This window comes from Paenibacillus pectinilyticus, assembly GCF_001700435.1.
In the GTDB taxonomy this organism is placed as follows: Bacteria; Bacillota; Bacilli; order Paenibacillales; family NBRC-103111; genus Paenibacillus_E; species Paenibacillus_E pectinilyticus.
Genome location: NZ_LYPC01000028.1, coordinates 16,491 through 34,614, shown reverse-complemented (window position 1 = coordinate 34,614; position 18,124 = coordinate 16,491). Strand labels below are relative to the sequence as shown.

The following is an 18,124-nucleotide window of genomic DNA, read 5'->3' as shown; positions in this document are numbered from 1 at the left end:
ACATGAAAAAAAAGCTTGTTAGTTCTGTCCTACTTACTTCACTGATGGCTACTTCACTAGTAGCATGCAGCAACAATAATGAAAGCGCTTCAAGTCCTGCGAGCACATCGCCACAAACGACGAATTCGAGTACTTCCAAAAATGAAAACTTAGATCCGTTGGGTAAATACGCTCAACCGGTCACTGTTACCGAAGTGTTAGGCTTCCGCCCACCGGAAGATCCGAAGACGCCAAAGGGAATTACGCCTGATCAGAATGCCTATATTAAAGATCTGAAAGAGATGCTCAATATTGATCTGAAATACTTGTGGAGCGTACCGACAGAACAGTTCGAACAAAAGTTTTCTCTGGCTCTGGCTTCCGCAGATTTACCTGACATCTTGGATTTGGATACCTTGCAATATGAGAAATTGAAAAGTCAGGGAATGCTGGCAGATCTGACAGATGCTTATAATAAGTATGCTTCCCCCGCTTTAAAGAAATATATGCAGGTCGACGGCGGGTTTGCCATGAAAACCACGACGACAGATGGCAAGCTGTTAGGTATTCCAGGTTTCGAGGATCCGTATTTGTCAACACAGCTATTGTGGATTCGAAAGGATTGGCTGAACAATCTGAACCTGCAGCCCCCGAAGACCATTGACGATTTGGAGAAAATAGCAGAAGCCTTTGTCAAAAATGATCCTGGTAAAACGGGTAAAAATGATCGGTATGGCATCGCGATGCAGAAAACTCTTATTGGATGGGGATTTGATGCGAGAGGTGTTTTTAACGGCTATGGCACAGCTCCTAAAGCTTGGCTTTTGGGGAAAGACGGCAAGCTTGCAGCTGGTGAAATCCAGCCAGAAACGAAAACCGCGCTTGCCAAGCTGCAGTCCTGGTATCAGAAAGGTCTCCTAGATAAGGAATTTGCGCTGAAAGACGAGAACAAAGTGGTTGAAGATATTGTTGCCGGCAGAGTCGGTATTTCGTATGGAGAATGGTGGTATCCGAACTGGCCGCTTAATATTAACAAGGATAAAGATCCGAATGCTGAATGGGAAGCCTATCCAATACCATCGCTGGATGGTCAGCCAGGGAAGTCAATGGTGGGCAAGGTGCGGATGAGCCACATTATTGCAGTGAATAAAAAAGCGAAAAATCCGGAAGCTGCGATTAAGATGATTAACTTCTACATCGAAATGGGCAAAAAGCAGTATCTGGAGAAAAACAAAGCTGAAAACGGGTATGTGTATAACTGGTTCGCGCCAAGAATCTATAATCCTGCGCAAATCGAAACGATCTACACAGAGGTTAACAAGGCTTTGGATGCCAAACAAGACGCAATTACGCTGGATGATGAAAATTATAAGAATGTCGCAGACGTATTTAAGGCAACCAAGGAGTACTTTGCAGGCGATACAACGAACGCCACCAAAGGTTCAAATTGGGGGCAGTACGACAGCCGTGCAGCCAAAAATGGCGGTTGGGGCATGACGCGACAAATTCGTGACAATAAGCAAGTGTTTTTCAACGAGTTCTATGGTGTTCCGACGGCGACACAAATTGAGAAGGGATCTCAGCTTGATAAGCTTCTCGACGAAACGTATACCAAAATCATTATGGGTGCTCCTGTAAGCGAATTCGATAAGTATGTCGAGAGCTGGAAGAAGCTTGGCGGAAATGATATTACGAAGGAAGTCAACGAGTGGTACACGAAGAATGCAGTAAAATAAGGTGAGCCATCATGTGGGGAGAGAGAAGTTTCTGACAATCTCTCCCCCTTTTATTAAAATGGAGCGTTTGAAATTGTGTGCGATTGGAGGCTTCACAGTGAGAATAAAAACAGATATGCCACTGCATCTGATGTTGCTGCCTGGCGTTTTAATCACGCTTGTATATGCTTATGGCCCGATATTAGGCGTCGTAATGGCATTTCAAAAATATGAACCGGTGCTTGGTTTTTTTAAATCGAAATGGGTCGGGCTGAAAAACTTTAAATACGTATTCAATCTGCCTGACTTTCATCAGGTTCTGTGGAATACCGTACTCATCGCATCTTTGAAAATTGTGTTTTCCTTAGCCGTTCCGCTCATTTTAGCGCTTCTGCTAAATGAAATAACGAAAAAATGGTTTCAGCGAATGATTCAGACGAGCATTTTTTTACCTTTTTTTCTCGCATGGACCGTACTTGGCGGAGTCATTCTTGAGTTGTTTTCATTAAGGGGACCTGTGAATGGCTTGATTTCAAGCATTGGTTTTGAACCGATTATGTTCATGGGAAGCAACAATTGGTTTCGAGCCATTATGGTCGGTTCGGATGTTTGGAAAGGCATGGGCTATAATTTGATCATTTTTCTCGCTGCCATTACTGGCATTAACGGCAGTCTATACGAGGCGGCCGAAGTAGACGGCGCTGGCAAATGGAAACAAATGATCCATATCTCATTGCCGGGAATGATGCCAATCATTATTCTAATGAGCACATTAAGTCTGGGCAATATATTAAATGCAGGGTTTGATCAAATCTTGATCATGTATAATCCAACCGTTTATCAGGGTGCTGATATTATTGACACCTTCACGTACAGATTAGGTCTATTCAGCCAACAGTTTGCGCCGGCAGCGGCAGTGGGGCTGTTTAAATCAGGCATATCCGTCGGATTGGTGTCGTTATCGTACTACCTTGCATACAAATTCAGCAATTACCGAATATTTTAGACGGCTGGGGGATTTCATATGGTTTATAAACCAACGTTGAGCAGAAAGTTATTTATCGTGATGAATGCCTCCGTACTGACACTGATTACGATTATAGGCATCGTGCCTTTCATTCATCTTTTGGCTGTTTCGTTAAGCTCCAATACGGCGGCGATGGCAGGCGAAGTTAAGCTGGTACCGATCGGATTTACACTGGATGCCTACGTTTATCTCGGGCACAAGGTGGAATTTATTCGATCTCTCCGTGTTTCACTGGAAAGGGTCGTACTTGGAACCGCGATCAACATGTTTTTGATTTTCATAACAGCGTATCCGCTTGCCAAAGAAACGGAAAAGTTTCGCTCCCGAACTGTGTATGTGTGGTTTTTTGCGGTTACGATCTTTTTGGGCGGAGGACTCATTCCGACGTATATGGTTGTAAAATCGACCGGACTGATTAATACAATTTGGGCGCTTATTTTACCTGGAGCACTGAATGTATGGAATATGATTATGATGCTGAACTTCTTCAGAGGCATTCCGAAGGAAATGGAAGAAGCAGCTACGATCGACGGGGCAAGTCATTGGACGTTGCTCTGGAAAATATATTTGCCAGTATCGTTGCCAGCGATCGCAACCATTGGGCTTTTTACCATCATCGGACATTGGAATTCATGGTTTGACGGCATTCTTTATTTGAATTCACCGGACAAATATCCGCTGCAAACGTACCTTTCCACCTTAATAACCGCGATGAACGCGCAAATGCAGTCCGTTAATGTCGAGCAGCTTAAGCAGTTGGAGAATCTTAGTGAAAAAACGCTCCGGACTGCACAGATTTTCATGGGGGCGCTGCCGATTCTATTGGTTTACCCGTTCGTTCAAAGGTATTTTATCAAAGGAATGACGGTAGGCAGTGTGAAGGAATAAAATGAAGGCGGGATGAACAAATGGTAACAATCGCATTAATCGGAGCTGGACTAAGAGGAGTAAACTATACAGGATATGCGCTTGAACATCCGGATGAGCTGCAGGTAGTTGCTGTTGCGGAACCCAACAGGCAGCGAAGTCACAAGTTCAAAAGGATGCATGGAATATCGGATGAGATGTGTTTTGACAGTTGGGAGGATTTATTGGCCAAACCTAAACTGGCTGATGCCGTGCTTATTTGTACGCAGGACAACATGCACTATGAACCGACGATAAAAGCTTTGGAAGCGGGATATCATGTTCTGCTCGAAAAACCGATGTCCCCGGATAAGATGGAATGTATCCGTATGGGGGAGCGGTCCCAACAATATGGGCGTGTCTTTTCCATTTGTCATGTTCTTCGCTATACGAATTTTTTCCAAACGATTAAATCGTTACTGAACGAGGGAGTTATTGGACGGCTCATGTCGATTCAGCACAATGAGAATGTAGCACACTGGCATCAGGCCCATAGCTTTGTCAGAGGTAATTGGCGCAAAGCTGCCGAATCGAGTCCAATGATTTTGGCCAAATCATGCCATGACCTGGATATTATCCTATGGTTAGCGGGGGCGGAATGCACCCATGTTTCTTCATTTGGATCGTTGTCTCATTTTAAAAAGGAGAATGCCCCGGAAGGAGCACCACTGCGATGTTTGGACGGATGCCCTGTTTCAGATCAATGTCCATACTATGCGCCTAAAGTGTATCTTACGGACAATATAGAGTGGCCTACGTCTGCGATCAGTGATAATCTGAGCTTGGAAGCTCGCACGAAAGCGCTGCAAGAGGGACCTTATGGGAAATGCGTGTACCACTGCGACAATGATGTTGTTGACCATCAAATTGTCAATTTGGAGTTTGCGAACGAAGTGACGGCTGCGTTTACAATGAGCGCATTCACGCTTGATTGCAGTCGAACTCTCAAGCTGATGGGAACAAAAGGCGAAATTCGCGCTGCCATGGAGAAAAATGAGATTGAACTGATTGATTTTGAAACAGGCTTAACCAAGCAAATTTCCCTTGAAACACCTGGTGGGCACATTGGACACGGTGGCGGGGATTTCGGTCTGATCCGCGATTTCATCAAGCAGGTTCAGCTGGACGGTAAGGGGAATGGGTTAACTTCTGCAGATCACTCGGTGCAGAGCCACCTAATGGCATTTGCGGCGGAACAATCGAGATTAGATCGAAGAGTGGTAAATATGAGGGAGTTTTTGGAAACGACTCCGGAGTATTAGGGGATGCTGATGGTGAAAAAACGGCTGAAATTTCGAGATGATGGTACATTCATCATTGTACAGTTTTCCGATGTGGAATTTGCCGATCAATTTGATTACGACACAGAGACACCCAAGTATGATTCAGAGACAAGAGCGCTTATGGAACGAATCATTGAAGCGGAAAAGCCCGATCTCATCGTGTTTGCCGGTGATGTGATCGCGAGTAATCGGGCGAAGGACCCGATTCACTCATTTCGTCAAGCCGTTGATGTAGCCGAACAGAGCCATATTCCATGGGCAGCGGTGTTTGGCAATCACGACTCAGAGGGCGACGTGCCCAGGAACATGATGCATGAGCTGCAATTGCAGCATGACTATTGTGTGGCGGAACCAGATCCAGAAGGCATTAGCGGATCCGGGAACTTTGTAGTAACAGTGTCGGGAAACTCTGAAAATACGGCTGCGGCGTTATATTTCATGGATAGCGGAGATTACTCACCAATCTCCGATCGGGTAAGCGGATATGATTGGATACACAGAGATCGAATTGAGTGGTATGTGGGCAAATCGCTTGAACTGAGAAGGCATAACGAGAATCAACCGCTTCCTGCACTCGCTTTTTTCCACATTCCACTGCCGGAGTACAATGACGTATGGGATTTCCACATATGCTACGGACATCGATATGAGGATTGCTGCTCTTCTCCTCGTATTAATTCTGGTCTGTTTGCGGCGATGGTAGAGTTGGGCGATGTGATGGGGACGTTTGTCGGGCACGACCATGGCAACGATTTCTGGGGAACGCTGCATGGTATTCGTCTTTGCTACGGACGTTCGACGAGATATGTCAGCTACGTGGATGGTGTGCGCCATGATCTGATGCCAACGGGGGCGAGAGTGATTCGCTTGAAGGAAGGTACGCGCCAGTTCGATACGTGGATCAGAGAGAAAGACGGAACAGTGGTGGCCGAGCAGCTGGAGCATCAGCCGGAAGGCAGAAAAGTCCCGAATGGAATAGGAAAGAAAGATGCCTCTACAGCTTAGGTGCTGTGGGTTTGTACAAGATGCTGTCTTAAAAGTGAGCTGCACTTCAATTGTTAGTTGTGTCTAACAATTGAAGTGCAGCTCATTCATTGTGTAAGGACCACTAAGGGCCCTTACATCGTGTCGCGCTTGCCCTTGCCCGGGGCCGTTGGCTATAGCCTATGGGCCAAAACAATAGGCATTTGTTTGACACCGAACATAATCCAGCTGTCGATCCGCTCCAAAGGATGTGAGCGATCTAGTTGGCATTCAGGGAACCGCTTAAGCAGTGTTTGCATGGCAATTTTACTTTCCAAACGAGCTAACTGTGCTCCCAAACAGTAGTGAATACCGTGACCAAATGCAAGATTGGGATTAGGAATCCGGTGGATATTGAAGATTTCCGGATGCTCAAATATGTCTTCGTCATGGTTGGCAGATCCGATCCAGAGGTTGACCATTTGACCGGGATTTAGTGTTTGATCGCGTAGAACTGTGGTCTTAGTTACCGTTCTAATCATCGTTTGTACAGGTGAACAAAATCGAAGAACCTCCTCAAGAGCCTGCGGGACCAAAGAGCTGTCAGCTATAAGCTGTTCTCTTACATCAGGATGGCTGTCGAACATAAGCATGGCCGAGGTGATCAAGTTGGTCGTGGTCTCATTTCCCGCTACAAGCAAAAGGATACAGAAACCGATGATTTCCAGATCACTTAATTGTGATCCATCTCCCTTCGCGCGTACGAGATTACTAATCAGATCATCCTGTGGTTCTAGGCGTCGCCTATCCGCTATTTCAGAAAAATAGACACTCATCTCTTGTTGGCATTGATAATATCGTTCAGGATCATTCCCGACAAGGGCATCCGACCATCGTTTGAAATGTTCACGATCTTCCGGTGGAATGCCTAGCATTTCGGCAATGATGGTAATCGGCAAAGGGCTAGCAAAATCATGCAGGACGTCGATTCTTTCGCTCGTTTCCATCTGGTCGCATAACTCATGCGCAATGGCTTCAATCTTTGCTGCCATTCCTTCGATGACCCGAGGAGTAAAGGCCTGAGAAACAAGCATCCGCAATTGCCGATGTTTAGGTGGATCCTGCCTCAGAATACTTGCTTCAATGGGATCTTTCATGGTTTCAATACCTTGCGATGAAAAATGCTCATGTTGGGTAAAAATCGTTTTGACGTCTTCGTATTTAAAAACGTCCCAAGAACCTGTTGATTCATTTAATGACACAGGGAAGGAATTACGCATTTTTTCAAAATAAGTCAAAGGTATCAGTTCGTTAAGGTTTCTCCAATTCATTCGCTTCACCAGCTTTCATTCGATTTTCAACACATAAACTGACTGGTCAGTTCAATAAAATCAAAAAAAGGCGATTACTCACCTGAAGTCATAAACAAACCGGAAGTAATAATGGTGTAAAAGAATCGTTCAATATGATCACGAGACAATTCATTGGTGTTGTTCATAAAATAATTACAGGCACTGTCGAGCATCCCGACAATTCCTGCTGCGGCTAACTTGCAGTTAATATCACGAAGCACCCCTTCTTGCTTCCCTTCTTCCAAGACCTCAGCAAGAAAATGAATGTATTGTATTCTTAATATTTTTAGTTCTTCCAGCACGTCCTGGTCGATGCTGTTGGATAATTCATTGAAAACAATATGCGCTAAACCGCTGGATTCCAAAAAGAGATCGAGATTGTGCCTGATAATTTTTCTGATTTGTTCTTCTAGGGTTAGATTAGCTTGAAGATCGGCACGAATTTTATCGATAATTTCTTGGAAACCCTCCGCAACAAGCGTTTTAAACAATTGGGCCTTACCTGGAAAATGATAATAGAGAGTTCCTTTGGCGACATTGGCCCTCAGGGCGATTTCATCCATGCTTGCCCGATGATAGCCATTTTCAGAAAATACATCAACTGCTGCAAGAATAATTTTCTCTTTGCTCAACGAGGATCCTCCTTTCGCCATTAACTTTCTAATAAACTGACTGGTCAGTACAATAACAGTGTAACATATTGGTAAAATAAGAGTCAACACAAGCGTAAGTAGGTTTACTTACAAGAAAAAACCTCCCGGAATGAACAAGTGTTCAATTCCGTAGAGGTACGAAGTTATTTAGTAAGCTGTTTGTACTTGTTCAAGTATTTGACCACCGTGAGCACGTATGTCGCATGTGACCAAGTAAGAGGTGCGACGGAAACCGGCTCACCGGAGAATGGATCCAATTGCTCGGATAAGACGCCGCTTTCCATGGCGTGTTTGACGACCCACTCCAGCGTTTGGCGCGGAGCTTCGAGATCTTCAACGGTTTTGGCATACTCAATTTCCCATTCAGCAATCCAGAGTGTACAGATAATCCAAGGATTACCTGGCACTTTCTCAATGTCTGTAGAACGTTGGAAGTAATAATCGTGATGATAACGGGCGGAGCCGCCAACTTCGGTTTTGATCATGAGACCCGCTTTGTTCGCTCGCATGGTGCTTACGACGCGCGGGTCATCGGCAGGCAGAACACCAAACTCGAAAATCCCATAAACAGAGCTTTCCAGCGTCATATCCTTGACCCATTCGCCGTCTTCCATATATAAGCCGCGAACGAATCGTTGTTCACCTTCATCCCACAGATGCTTCAGGATACCGGATTTAATTTTCTCCGCCGTATGCTTATAGCGATTGCTTCTCTCTTCATCCCCAAACAAGTTGCTGAAGTTCGAAGCCGCGATTAAACCGCCGTAAACTGCTGAGGCAGTGAAGGTATAGATCCCGTAGCGTTCTTCCCATAAGTCGTAGCTCGGCTTCGGCAGGTTCAGTTCCTGGTCAATGTAGGTGGACATGAATCTAGCCGCTCTGCGGATCAGATTGCGATACAGGGATTGAGCAAATTCAAGGCTTCCATTTTTCTGGAAATCCTGCCACAGGGCGAATAAGACAAGAGCAGTTTCATCCTCCTGGATTGGCAGCTGCACGCGGCCGGAATGGATGTAGGGATGCCAGCTGGAGCCTACGGTGCCATCCGGATTGTATTTATGATGCAAGTAACCTTCGGGCGACAACACGTTCGCACAGAAGTTAAAGAAAGGAATGATCATACCTTGGTAGCCGGCCATGGACATCGAGTAAGCGATTAACGCGCCATCGCGAGGCCACATGTAGCTGTAATGATCGCGGTTGCTCTGCATGATGTCAGAATCGTTCGCCGCGATAATAGCACCGTTCACATCGGTTTGCGTGCGGACCAGCAGTAAGCTTTGTTTGAAAAGCCGTTGCACTTCCGGTGTGAGATCGTAGTAATCACGATCGATTTTGTTAGCCCAGCGCTGCCAATACACAGTCACGCGGTCAAGCAGCTTACCTGGATGGCTGTCTTTGACATAGGTATCGAGTTTTTTAACTTCTTCCAAGTTCTTGCCTGCGCCCATCCAATAGTAAAGCGTTTGGTTGCCGTTAGGCGGGACGAAGAGTCGGAACGAGATCGTACTATCAACGGAGCCTTGTGCAATGGCATTCCCCATGAGATGCCCATCCTCGGCATCGCGCCAAGTACCCTCGGCGTTATAGAAGCGTTTGACCCCTGTAGAGTATTGATAAATCCCCTCTGTGCCTGTGCTGCCGTTAAACATAAAATAGCGGTCTTTCTTATAATGAAAAACGGTATTCGTTGCAGGATAGTAAGCGGCGGTATCTCCAACCTCAGTTTCATTGATTAACAAGTCCTGATTGAAGAACATCCGTACTTCACGAACCGTATTCGTGTGATTCGTAATGTGAATCCGTTTCAAATAAATATCTTCACGCTGGTGAACGCCGTCATTCATAAGCAGAGTAATACCGAGGCCGGGATGTGTAGCTGTCACTTCCGTGACAAGGGAATCCTCCACATAGGCGAGCTTGAATTGCCACTCAGGGGCATTCAGCCATGCGAAGTCACCATCTACCCATACACCAACACGGCACTGATAACCGCCAATATGGTTAAGCTGGCCTACGAAAGGATAGTACAGATCTCGCATGTAGGAATGCTGATCGAGGTTAATAAGGAATTTTCCATTTCCGATGACCAGATGTCTTGGCAATACAATCACTTCCCCACTCGTTTGTTTGATCGCGCGATTCAGATCAGCCCTAGAGGTCTGAGCTATGGAGCACAAGTCTTGCCAATAGGTTACCTAATTCTGACAAAGGAATCAATGATTCTTTGAAAAAATTCTGAAAATTCTTACTGGTCGCGCTTTCATTTGGTACGGATATCCATATTATTTGATTATTTCCTTTTGAAATGGCGTTAAATCGTTATGTGAAGCAATACCCGAAATGACAGTCTCGTAAACCTGTGTTGTTAAAGATCCGATTTGAGCCCAGTCATATAAAGCATGAACGTTGCTTAGCGCAGTTGCTGCAAGCGTAGATGCATAGGCGGGTTGTTCTAAAAGTTCAATGATATGCGCGGCCAAAGCCTCGCTGTCGCCTGGTGGAAATAAGCAGCCGTTGATCCCGTGGGTAACGATTTCGGCTAGACCTCCGATTTCCGAAGCGATAAGCGGTGTACCGCAAGCCATGGCTTCCAAGGCGACTAAACCGAAAGGTTCATAGAGGCTTGGAACTAGACAGAGGTCGGCTTTGTGCAAAAGCAAGCTTTTGTCTGCTTCACCTAGAAACCCCGTGAACCGAATCCGATTTCCCCACTTCGCAGCGAGCTCTTCCAACGCTTCACGCTCGGGTCCTTCACCAGCGATCACAACCATCGTTTCAGGAAATCTTGCGAACACGTGTGGCATGGCTGCTAGAAGCGTGTGTACGCCTTTTTCATAGACGAGTCTTCCTAAGAAGGCAAGAAGGCGGTACGGCTTGTTGTTGCCCGTGGTTGAGGCGGTAATCGCCTCAGCAAGTATGGCATTCGTCGATGACAGCGACGCATCGGGTTTGCGAAAAGGAGCAACCCCGTTGGGAATGGTTGTTATTTGATGCATTGGCATATGAAAGAGGGTCTTGATCTCTTGCTGCATGGATAGACTGCATACAATCAGATGGTCGGCCGCTTCTGTTAATTTCGCTTCTAGGGTATGAATGCGCTTCTGTAAAGGTGATTCTAACTTTCCTTGATTGCGTCCCGTCTCGGTGGCGTGAATCGTCGCGAGGAGCGGGAGTCCCAGCTCTTGCTTCGCGGCATGGGCCGCATAATAGACGAGCCAGTCATGGGCATGCACCACATCGACAACGAGTCCTTGCCGCGCAAGGTCTAATAGGAGATCAGTGAAGGCCATATTCATTTGAAATACGCGATCCAGAAAGTGAAGTGAATCTGTTGTGGGAAGGGCCTCCGCACGATGGATATGAACCCCCTCAGACCATTCATAAGGAAGACAATCCCCTGCCTGGCAAGTTAGTACATGAACGGTATGCCCGTCTGAAGCGAGTTGCTTCGATAAGTCATAGACCGCCCTAGCGAGGCCTCCAATCACGTGCGGCGGATATTCCCAAGCGAGCATGAGAATACGCAGTTTGGACGCAGGAGGAACCATGTCGCCTATTTCCATGGAAGTGACGGCTACTTCGTTGACCGGCATGTCTGAATAATTTGAAGATTGGAAAAGTTGATAATGTAGCTCTGGTAAAAAAGGAGCGTTTCGTTCTAGGGAAGGGACGAGCGTGGATAGCTCTTTGTCCGCAGCGCCTTTCGTTAAACTGTTCAATAGTGTATGGAAATTGGACAGATGAGTCTCTATGCGTTTGGTGGCATAAGAGGTCACGGTATCCGCATCTAAAATGAACGTCCAGTCGCTGCTCTGCGCGAGCATCAGCTCCCGCGCGGCTTGATTCAGCGCCCGCAGCTGCAGGCTGCTGAGCGCTGCAGGATCGCGGTGCCGCTGCGCAGCCTGCACCATGCGATCCTCCGCCGCGTGCAGCCGCGGCGTGACCCACTGGCTGCGCGGCTGCAGCCAGACCTCGGCATAGCCGCCGCGGCCCCAGCTCGACACCGGAAGCGTGGCTTCCGTGGTCGGCGCATGGGCGGCGGCGTAGCCGCCAAGCGTAGTCGTCTGCACGACTACGCTTTCATCACTGCGCGCGGCAAGGCCGCGCAGCACGGCCTCGAGCCACTGGTGGCCTTCGTACCACCAGTGCCCGAACAATTCAGCATCGTAGGGACATACGATGCTGAAGGGCTCTTCTGGCGCAGGCGAAGCACCTGCGCCTGCCAGCATGCGCCGCTCCGCGAGGCGGCGTACTTGCGCCACCCGGCTAGCGATGAAATGCTCAGCATGCTGCTGAGCTTTCTGAGCGGCGCGCGCCGGGTTGTAGGGCACTTTGGCGTCACCCTCGCCGGTGACGCTGTAGTACTTGAAGCCCGTGTTGATGCGTGCGCCGTCCGGCAGCACATAGGGCTTCAAGTAAGCCCACTCGGCCCCGCCGTGGCGGCCGAGGTCGTGGCCAATATCGCGATAATATTCGCGATAGTCGGGGTCGCCGGGGTATCCAGCCTCGGCGCTCCAGACCTGGGATCCCGCCTCGGGATCCCGGGCGAAGGCACAGGCGCCGCCGGCGGTGCGCAGCGGCAGTCCCGCGCTGTTGTCTTTGCCGCCGCCACGTGCGAGGTCGTGCGCATGCGTGTCGACGACGAAGAAGCGCAAGCCAAGTGCTTGCAGGTGGGGCTCGAGTGCGGGTGAGTAGCCGCACTCAGGCAGCCAGATGCCAGCAGGGGCAACACCGAAATGCCGGCGGAATTCCTGCACCGCCGCCTCGAGCTGTGCGCGGACGACAACGTCGTTCTTTACCAGAGGTAAGAACGCATGTGTAGCTGCAGTGGTTATTAATTCTAAACAGCCTGTGCTATGAAGGCTACGGAACTTCGCAATGAGATCACCGTGAAGACGATCGTACAGGAGACTGATGCGATGGTAATGATCGGCATAGAGCTTGGCTAACGGGCCGAAGGCTTCATCCCCCCACAGTCGAATGACTTCACGCTGCCCCAGTTCACAAAGCTTGGATAGGTGCTTACGAAGTCTCAGATGCAGGCGTGAATCTTCCAGCATGGCGAGAAGAGGTGGAGACAGGGACAATGTAAGGCGAAACGGAACCGCTTCATCGATAAGCCGATCCATCATATCAATCAGAGGCAAGTACGTATCGACAACCGCTTCAAAAAACCAACGCTCTTCCAGTGTTACGTCAGCACCATTATGGCGAACATAAGGAATATGGGCATGCAAGAGCAAAGCAACATAACCTTGTACGTTTGAGCTCAATCAGTATCGCCTCCGGATTCCATATCTACAGAGTAAGTGTTCTTCGGCACATACACCGAATAGGCCGAGAAATGCTCATGTGCATCAGGCGTTACTTGCGGCAAACCAATTGGCGTTGGCTGATAAACAAAGTGTGGATCGGATTCCGATGGTTGATGTTGTGGGAGATCAGACAAAGCTTGTGCTGGAATCTGAATGGTATTGGAACGCAGGAGCGGGATAAATTGTCCCTGTTCATTCCGAATACCTAGACTTGCACGATACCTCTGTCCGGTGTTCAACCCGGTTAGAAAGCAGGATTCACCAGATGGCAGCAGCATCTCTAAGACACGCTCTGGAGCTTGCTTAGCGCTGGGATGATCGTTCATTTCATGAAACCGTAAGGTGGGAGTTAACGAACGCCAGTCCTTCTCAAAATGCTCGCGTAGGAGCCTTTGCTTGCTGGTGGAGAGCTGCCAATAGATAAATTGGACAGATGGGGTCTGTAAAAGGAAATGAAGTGTATCGTAATCGATTGAATCCGAACGTCGTGAAGTTGGGATCAGACTCACCTTTTCTCAAAGTTTAAGGAGGACTATTCATGCAAATCCTAAGTTCAATTGTAGCATATGCGCCATATAAACCAAAAATCTCCACCCTTTTCAAAAGGGGGGAGATCCTTTTTCCTCATAGCGTTACGTGGTCGGGATGTTTCCCTCCATGTACCTGCTTTCGGTGAGCCTCATTAAGGAATCGTACCGATTCGCGGATGTGAACACCAAGAGATATTCATCTTGTTTGACATTGGTGTAAGAGGCTTTGAATCCGGTATGATACTGGACTGTCATGCTGGAGGATTGATCGTCATACTGTACAAAAGCAATCTGTCTGGAAACGCTCGGAATCATGTTCACGCCGCTCTCCCCTTCATCTTAAGAATTCGGAAAACACGTAATGGATCGATCACTACTATAATTATGCTTATTCAAACACATTTAGAATGTTTTGACATTAGCTAGCGATCTTATGAAAAAGGAATTTCACACAATTGTGACGAATATATTAAAAGAATCAGGGTTTACGAAGCCTAGGCTTACGAAGAGAGTTTTGCCAAGGCAAAACTTTAAGGAGGGAATTCCATGAGTTTTTGCTGTGGAGCCAGTATGATTGGAACGAAAGGTACCTTGAAGCACATACGTACACAAATTCACAATGTGCCGATTCTCTTCTGCCCGGTATGTCACCATATTGAGGTTCATTACTTGGTAGAAAATGAATATGAAATCCTTGCCGAATATGCCCATGGCGATGGGGCTGCAGAAGTTGATTTTATCGAGTATGTCGATGGTAAAGATCATCTATTGCACGATAATTGTGTCAACCACGAAGGTGAAGAGCCGATGGACATTGTCCGCTGTCAAATTGACATGGCTTTGGATCTCCTGGGCTTCGCCAAAACGATTGAAGATGCGGAGTGGGAAGAGCAGCTCAAGAAACGGTTGAAGATGCTAAGCGCGCGCCGCGACAAGTTGAAAAATAAAAGGACCTCTAAGAATTCTTAGAGGTGCACATATATACAGATAAAAACCTCCCGTTTATTCTCTGGTTTCTGCTGCTTTGCAGAACAAGCCTGAGATTCGTAGGAGGTTTTTCTGTTTTTTTCATTCCACTCATTTCATTTCCTGCAACAACCTTGCAAAATCCTTCTGCAAATCCCGGCTCAACGGAACTTTGACAGAAGTATGCTTCAAATGAATCATGAAGCGCCGCGAAGTGGGGAAGCCACTTTCTTTGGCGAAGGAGACGACATGCCGCAAGTTAACGAGAAATCCTTTGAATGGGCTGAATAAATGCGATGTGCCTTGAGCCAGAATTTCCGATAAATTCGTGCTGGATGCCATCTGAGCGCCATTGACCAGGTGAATACGCGATACACGTTTATCTTCTTTCTCTACGAACAGAATCGCATCCTCGGAGATGGGGAGCTGTGATTTCTGATTTTTAACCGTAATCCAAGTGGATGGGTTTGGTTTAGGCTCTTCCATCACACGACTGCGATCTAATTGGATACAAGCTATGGCTTTCTCAATGGCAATCTGGAATTTCGGAAGCATCACCGGCTTGGAGAGAAAGTAGACCGAGTCTAATTCGTGAAATGCGGTTAGGATATGATCCATATTGGTTGTTCCGCTAACCATAATGACTTTCTGCTGGTAACCGGACAGGCGTAAGGATTGAACAACACTGATCCCGTCCAACTTGCCTTCAAGTCCGATATCCATAAGAAGAATATCTGGCCGAAGCTGGTCATATTCTCGCAAGAATTGCTCACCATCGGCTAGGATGGAGACGACCTTCAAGCCGCATTGCTGACAAAAGCTATCAAGTAATTGGCCTATCCAGTAGTTATCTTCTACGATGGCGACTGTGAAGCGGTGACCCATACGGTAATCTCACTCCAATCCTTTCCAGCCCCAATCCTAAACACTGTCAACTTGTACGCAGAAACAGCCAACTTAGTCCACATGAAAGGAAACTGGAAGGTAATCCTGTATAATTATAGGTGTGGTTACCAATCGTTAGGCTGCTCGGACAGGGACGTCGTGCGTTAGAAATGAGGGAAAGAGCATTTGTTAACATGGGGGAAATTAATACTTAGCTTTATTCATTTTGTTCCCATGCTTTTAATATCTTTGGTGTTATTTCGAATTCGAGTAAAACCATACTGGAAGCAAATTTCGTTGGCTGTGCTGGCAAGCTCGATGCTGACTTTGTACATGGATACACCGATCATTTTAGTTTGCACGATCTGCATCTTACTTATGTTCGTTTGGAAATATCAATTCGTACCCGCTCTATTCATTGCTATCTCGGGGTATATCATGGCCGCTCTAGTGTCTACATTGGTCATCGTTTGCGTGAATTTCACACAAGCTGAAGCTTACATAGATATTAAAGATGATTTGCTCATTTCAATTGTAACGCGATGCTTAATATTGGCAGCCAAATGCGGCTTCCTTTTGGCACTCTACAAGTTAAGATTAGGTTTTACGTTTATATCAAATTACACCAAAATACCACTTGGCAAAGAGAATGTCGGAATCTACCTATACATAATCGTGGCTGTCATCGGGATGGTTTATCGAAACGCTTTTCGAGATCATGTGTTCAGTGCCGTTATGCCCATTCAAATGTTAAGTATGGCAATTGTTCTCTTTCTGTATGTCATGCTAAGTAAAGAATTTGGTTTGCATTGTAGAAGCACACGTGGTTGATAGTGAGTCTGCCGTAAGTCCATTATTCATAGCCACATAGTCGAGAATCGTTTGGTGATATTTTTTCTGTGGAATTGCAGCGGCAACGACATACGGTGCCAATTCATATGTATCAAAATAAAGTTTGCCTTCAGAGGGGGCATACTTTTTTATTTTGTTCAGATTTACGAACAGGTGCATATCCAATTTAATAAAGTTGTGCTCGGTTAATGTTTCAATGAAGTGTGTGAAAGCGACAAGTGATTCGACCTGCTCTTCTTTCATGCCGTCTTCGGACACAAAGAGAATGGTTTGAATCCCGAACTCTACATACCAGATGGCATCCAAATTAATTTGAGGCTTCGCCCAACCAGATGCTTCTTCTAAATATCCGGCTTTCTTCAGTAATTCCGTATAAGGATAATGGTAGGCTTGTGCCAGCTTTCTCAAGGTCTCAGGGGAAGGTTTAATGACATCGTTGGTCGTTCGATTTCGCCCTAGCTCGAGGTCCCTGATATAGGCGTGAGATAAGCCGCTTTGAATAGCTGCTTTACGCAATGATGCTTTGCCTCGTAAAGTTTCCAAAAACTTGCCGAAGTGGTTGCTTGATTCCAACGGAAACACCCCCTATCTTTCCACATTAAACAGGTGAAGTTCTCGCGACTCGAAAACGTCTTCCTATCTTAGTGGGAATAAAACCTACATCTACACGCGGTTGCTCTTTCTCAAATCGCAGTTCGTTATTGAGGTTATCTTAATATTATAAAGGATTCATAAAGTAATTGAAACCGTACTCAAGGGTTTATTTGCCAGTAGGTGCTCATTTAGAGATCTATGTTATAATGAATCAGCTATTTATTTGTAATTTTATTCATATGTACCCCCCGAATCGTTATACATAGGGACGAAACTACTATACTGTGAGGTGGAAAGGTGCTACTGGTACTATTCAAAAAGTTTCTGGGAAAGAACGAGACCCACGGAAAAGATGAACCACAGGCCTCTTCCCTTGAGGTCACCATACATCAGATTCAATCAGGAGACCTACGACTAAGGAATCAATTTATTGCAGACTACCAGCCTTATGTTGCAAAAGTAACGAGCAGGTTCTGCAAGCGATTTATTGATCCCGCTAGGGACGATGAGTTTAGCATAGCATTGGCTGCATTTAATGAGGCGATTAATCAATACTCTTCGGTTATGGGAAGGTCTTTCCTTGGTTTTGCCGAAACCGTGATTAGACGGAGGTTAATCGATTTCATACGTAAGGAGCAACGCTTCAAAGGGCAGATCCCTTACAGCTCTTTTGATCAGGAAGATGATGAAGAAAACCTCATGAACCCCATTGAGGTTCACCAAGCGATTGAAGCTTATGAGAAACAGAAAGGTCTGGAAGAAAGACGAAGTGAGATTATCGATTTTAATCGCTGCTTAAGTGATTTTGAAATTAATTTCTCAGAGTTAACGGATGCCTCTCCCAAGCATGACGATTCAAGACAAATGTTGTTCGGCATTGGCCGTACACTTGCGCAGGATGCAGAGCTTATGCGCACTCTGTTGACGAAACGGCAGCTGCCGATTAAAGAGCTGCTTGAGCAAGTTCAGGTATCCAGAAAAACGCTGGAACGAAATCGTAAGTACATTATTGCTATTGCACTTATTTATAACGGTCCTTATCCGTACTTACGGGATTACTTACATATTCGTGAATGAAGAAAGCCTGATGAAAGGAAGAAC

16 protein-coding genes and 1 pseudogene are annotated in these 18,124 nt (G+C 46.5%); 8 read left to right on the top strand and 9 right to left on the bottom strand.

The window, feature by feature from the left end; all coding sequences use genetic code 11:
- Window positions 1-2: 2 nt before the first annotated feature.
- From A8709_RS27995 to A8709_RS27975, 5 genes are all read left to right on the top strand, one after another.
- Window positions 3-1,715, top strand: a complete 1,713-nt coding sequence (locus A8709_RS27995) for an extracellular solute-binding protein (protein WP_065857496.1) — start codon at window positions 3-5, stop codon at window positions 1,713-1,715.
- 115 nt (window positions 1,716-1,830) lie between these two features.
- Complete coding sequence (locus tag A8709_RS27990; protein ID WP_244163359.1) at window positions 1,831-2,700, top strand: ABC transporter permease; 870 nt, start codon at window positions 1,831-1,833, stop codon at window positions 2,698-2,700.
- Between the two features lie 18 nt (window positions 2,701-2,718).
- On the top strand, window positions 2,719-3,609 hold the full coding sequence (locus A8709_RS27985; RefSeq protein WP_065857494.1) for a carbohydrate ABC transporter permease: 891 nt from the start codon (window positions 2,719-2,721) through the stop codon (window positions 3,607-3,609).
- A gap of 20 nt (window positions 3,610-3,629) precedes the next feature.
- Entirely contained in the window at window positions 3,630-4,889 is a 1,260-nt protein-coding gene (locus tag A8709_RS27980; RefSeq protein ID WP_065857493.1) for a Gfo/Idh/MocA family protein, read from the top strand.
- Window positions 4,890-4,901: 12 nt separating this feature from the next.
- The gene (locus A8709_RS27975; protein WP_065858664.1) at window positions 4,902-5,915 is read left to right on the top strand and encodes a metallophosphoesterase family protein; all 1,014 of its coding nucleotides are present in this window, start codon (window positions 4,902-4,904) and stop codon (window positions 5,913-5,915) included.
- A 152-nt stretch (window positions 5,916-6,067) separates the two neighbouring features.
- Here A8709_RS27975 and A8709_RS27970 read toward each other — a convergent pair whose 3' ends face one another.
- From A8709_RS27970 to A8709_RS27945, 7 genes and pseudogenes are all read right to left on the bottom strand, one after another.
- The gene (locus A8709_RS27970) at window positions 6,068-7,204 is read right to left on the bottom strand and encodes a cytochrome P450 (protein WP_065857491.1); all 1,137 of its coding nucleotides are present in this window, start codon (window positions 7,202-7,204) and stop codon (window positions 6,068-6,070) included.
- A 74-nt stretch (window positions 7,205-7,278) separates the two neighbouring features.
- The gene (locus A8709_RS27965; RefSeq protein ID WP_065857489.1) at window positions 7,279-7,857 is read right to left on the bottom strand and encodes a TetR/AcrR family transcriptional regulator; all 579 of its coding nucleotides are present in this window, start codon (window positions 7,855-7,857) and stop codon (window positions 7,279-7,281) included.
- 164 nt (window positions 7,858-8,021) lie between these two features.
- The gene (locus A8709_RS27960; protein WP_065857487.1) at window positions 8,022-9,983 is read right to left on the bottom strand and encodes a glycoside hydrolase family 15 protein; all 1,962 of its coding nucleotides are present in this window, start codon (window positions 9,981-9,983) and stop codon (window positions 8,022-8,024) included.
- A 180-nt stretch (window positions 9,984-10,163) separates the two neighbouring features.
- Entirely contained in the window at window positions 10,164-12,296 is a 2,133-nt protein-coding gene (locus A8709_RS27955; RefSeq protein WP_244163338.1) for a 1,4-alpha-glucan branching protein domain-containing protein, read from the bottom strand.
- A gap of 123 nt (window positions 12,297-12,419) precedes the next feature.
- Window positions 12,420-13,118: pseudogene (locus A8709_RS35730) on the bottom strand (1,4-alpha-glucan branching protein domain-containing protein); the annotation flags it as partial.
- Window positions 13,119-13,150: 32 nt separating this feature from the next.
- Window positions 13,151-13,705 carry a DUF4912 domain-containing protein gene (locus A8709_RS27950; RefSeq protein WP_065857483.1) on the bottom strand — a complete coding sequence of 185 codons (555 nt, stop codon included), beginning with the start codon at window positions 13,703-13,705 and terminating at the stop codon, window positions 13,151-13,153.
- 123 nt (window positions 13,706-13,828) lie between these two features.
- Complete coding sequence (locus tag A8709_RS27945) at window positions 13,829-14,041, bottom strand: hypothetical protein (RefSeq protein ID WP_244163358.1); 213 nt, start codon at window positions 14,039-14,041, stop codon at window positions 13,829-13,831.
- Between the two features lie 231 nt (window positions 14,042-14,272).
- Here A8709_RS27945 and A8709_RS27940 point away from each other — a divergent pair, with 231 nt between their 5' ends.
- On the top strand, window positions 14,273-14,695 hold the full coding sequence (locus tag A8709_RS27940; RefSeq protein WP_065857480.1) for a hypothetical protein: 423 nt from the start codon (window positions 14,273-14,275) through the stop codon (window positions 14,693-14,695).
- Between the two features lie 108 nt (window positions 14,696-14,803).
- Here the strand turns inward: A8709_RS27940 and A8709_RS27935 are convergent, their stop codons facing one another.
- Window positions 14,804-15,577, bottom strand: coding sequence for a LytR/AlgR family response regulator transcription factor (locus tag A8709_RS27935; protein WP_065857478.1), 774 nt, complete (start codon window positions 15,575-15,577; stop codon window positions 14,804-14,806).
- A gap of 234 nt (window positions 15,578-15,811) precedes the next feature.
- Here A8709_RS27935 and A8709_RS34260 point away from each other — a divergent pair, with 234 nt between their 5' ends.
- Window positions 15,812-16,408 carry a hypothetical protein gene (locus A8709_RS34260; RefSeq protein WP_141692689.1) on the top strand — a complete coding sequence of 199 codons (597 nt, stop codon included), beginning with the start codon at window positions 15,812-15,814 and terminating at the stop codon, window positions 16,406-16,408.
- On the opposite strand, the gene A8709_RS27930 is transcribed toward A8709_RS34260, so the two are convergent.
- The gene (locus tag A8709_RS27930) at window positions 16,364-17,002 is read right to left on the bottom strand and encodes a helix-turn-helix domain-containing protein (protein ID WP_065857476.1); all 639 of its coding nucleotides are present in this window, start codon (window positions 17,000-17,002) and stop codon (window positions 16,364-16,366) included. The genes A8709_RS34260 and A8709_RS27930 overlap by 45 nt on opposite strands.
- 318 nt (window positions 17,003-17,320) lie before the next feature.
- Here A8709_RS27930 and sigI point away from each other — a divergent pair, with 318 nt between their 5' ends.
- A complete protein-coding gene (gene sigI, locus A8709_RS27925; protein ID WP_065857474.1) occupies window positions 17,321-18,100 on the top strand; it encodes an RNA polymerase sigma factor SigI in 780 nt (259 codons plus the stop codon).
- The last annotated feature ends 24 nt before the right edge of the window (window positions 18,101-18,124 follow it).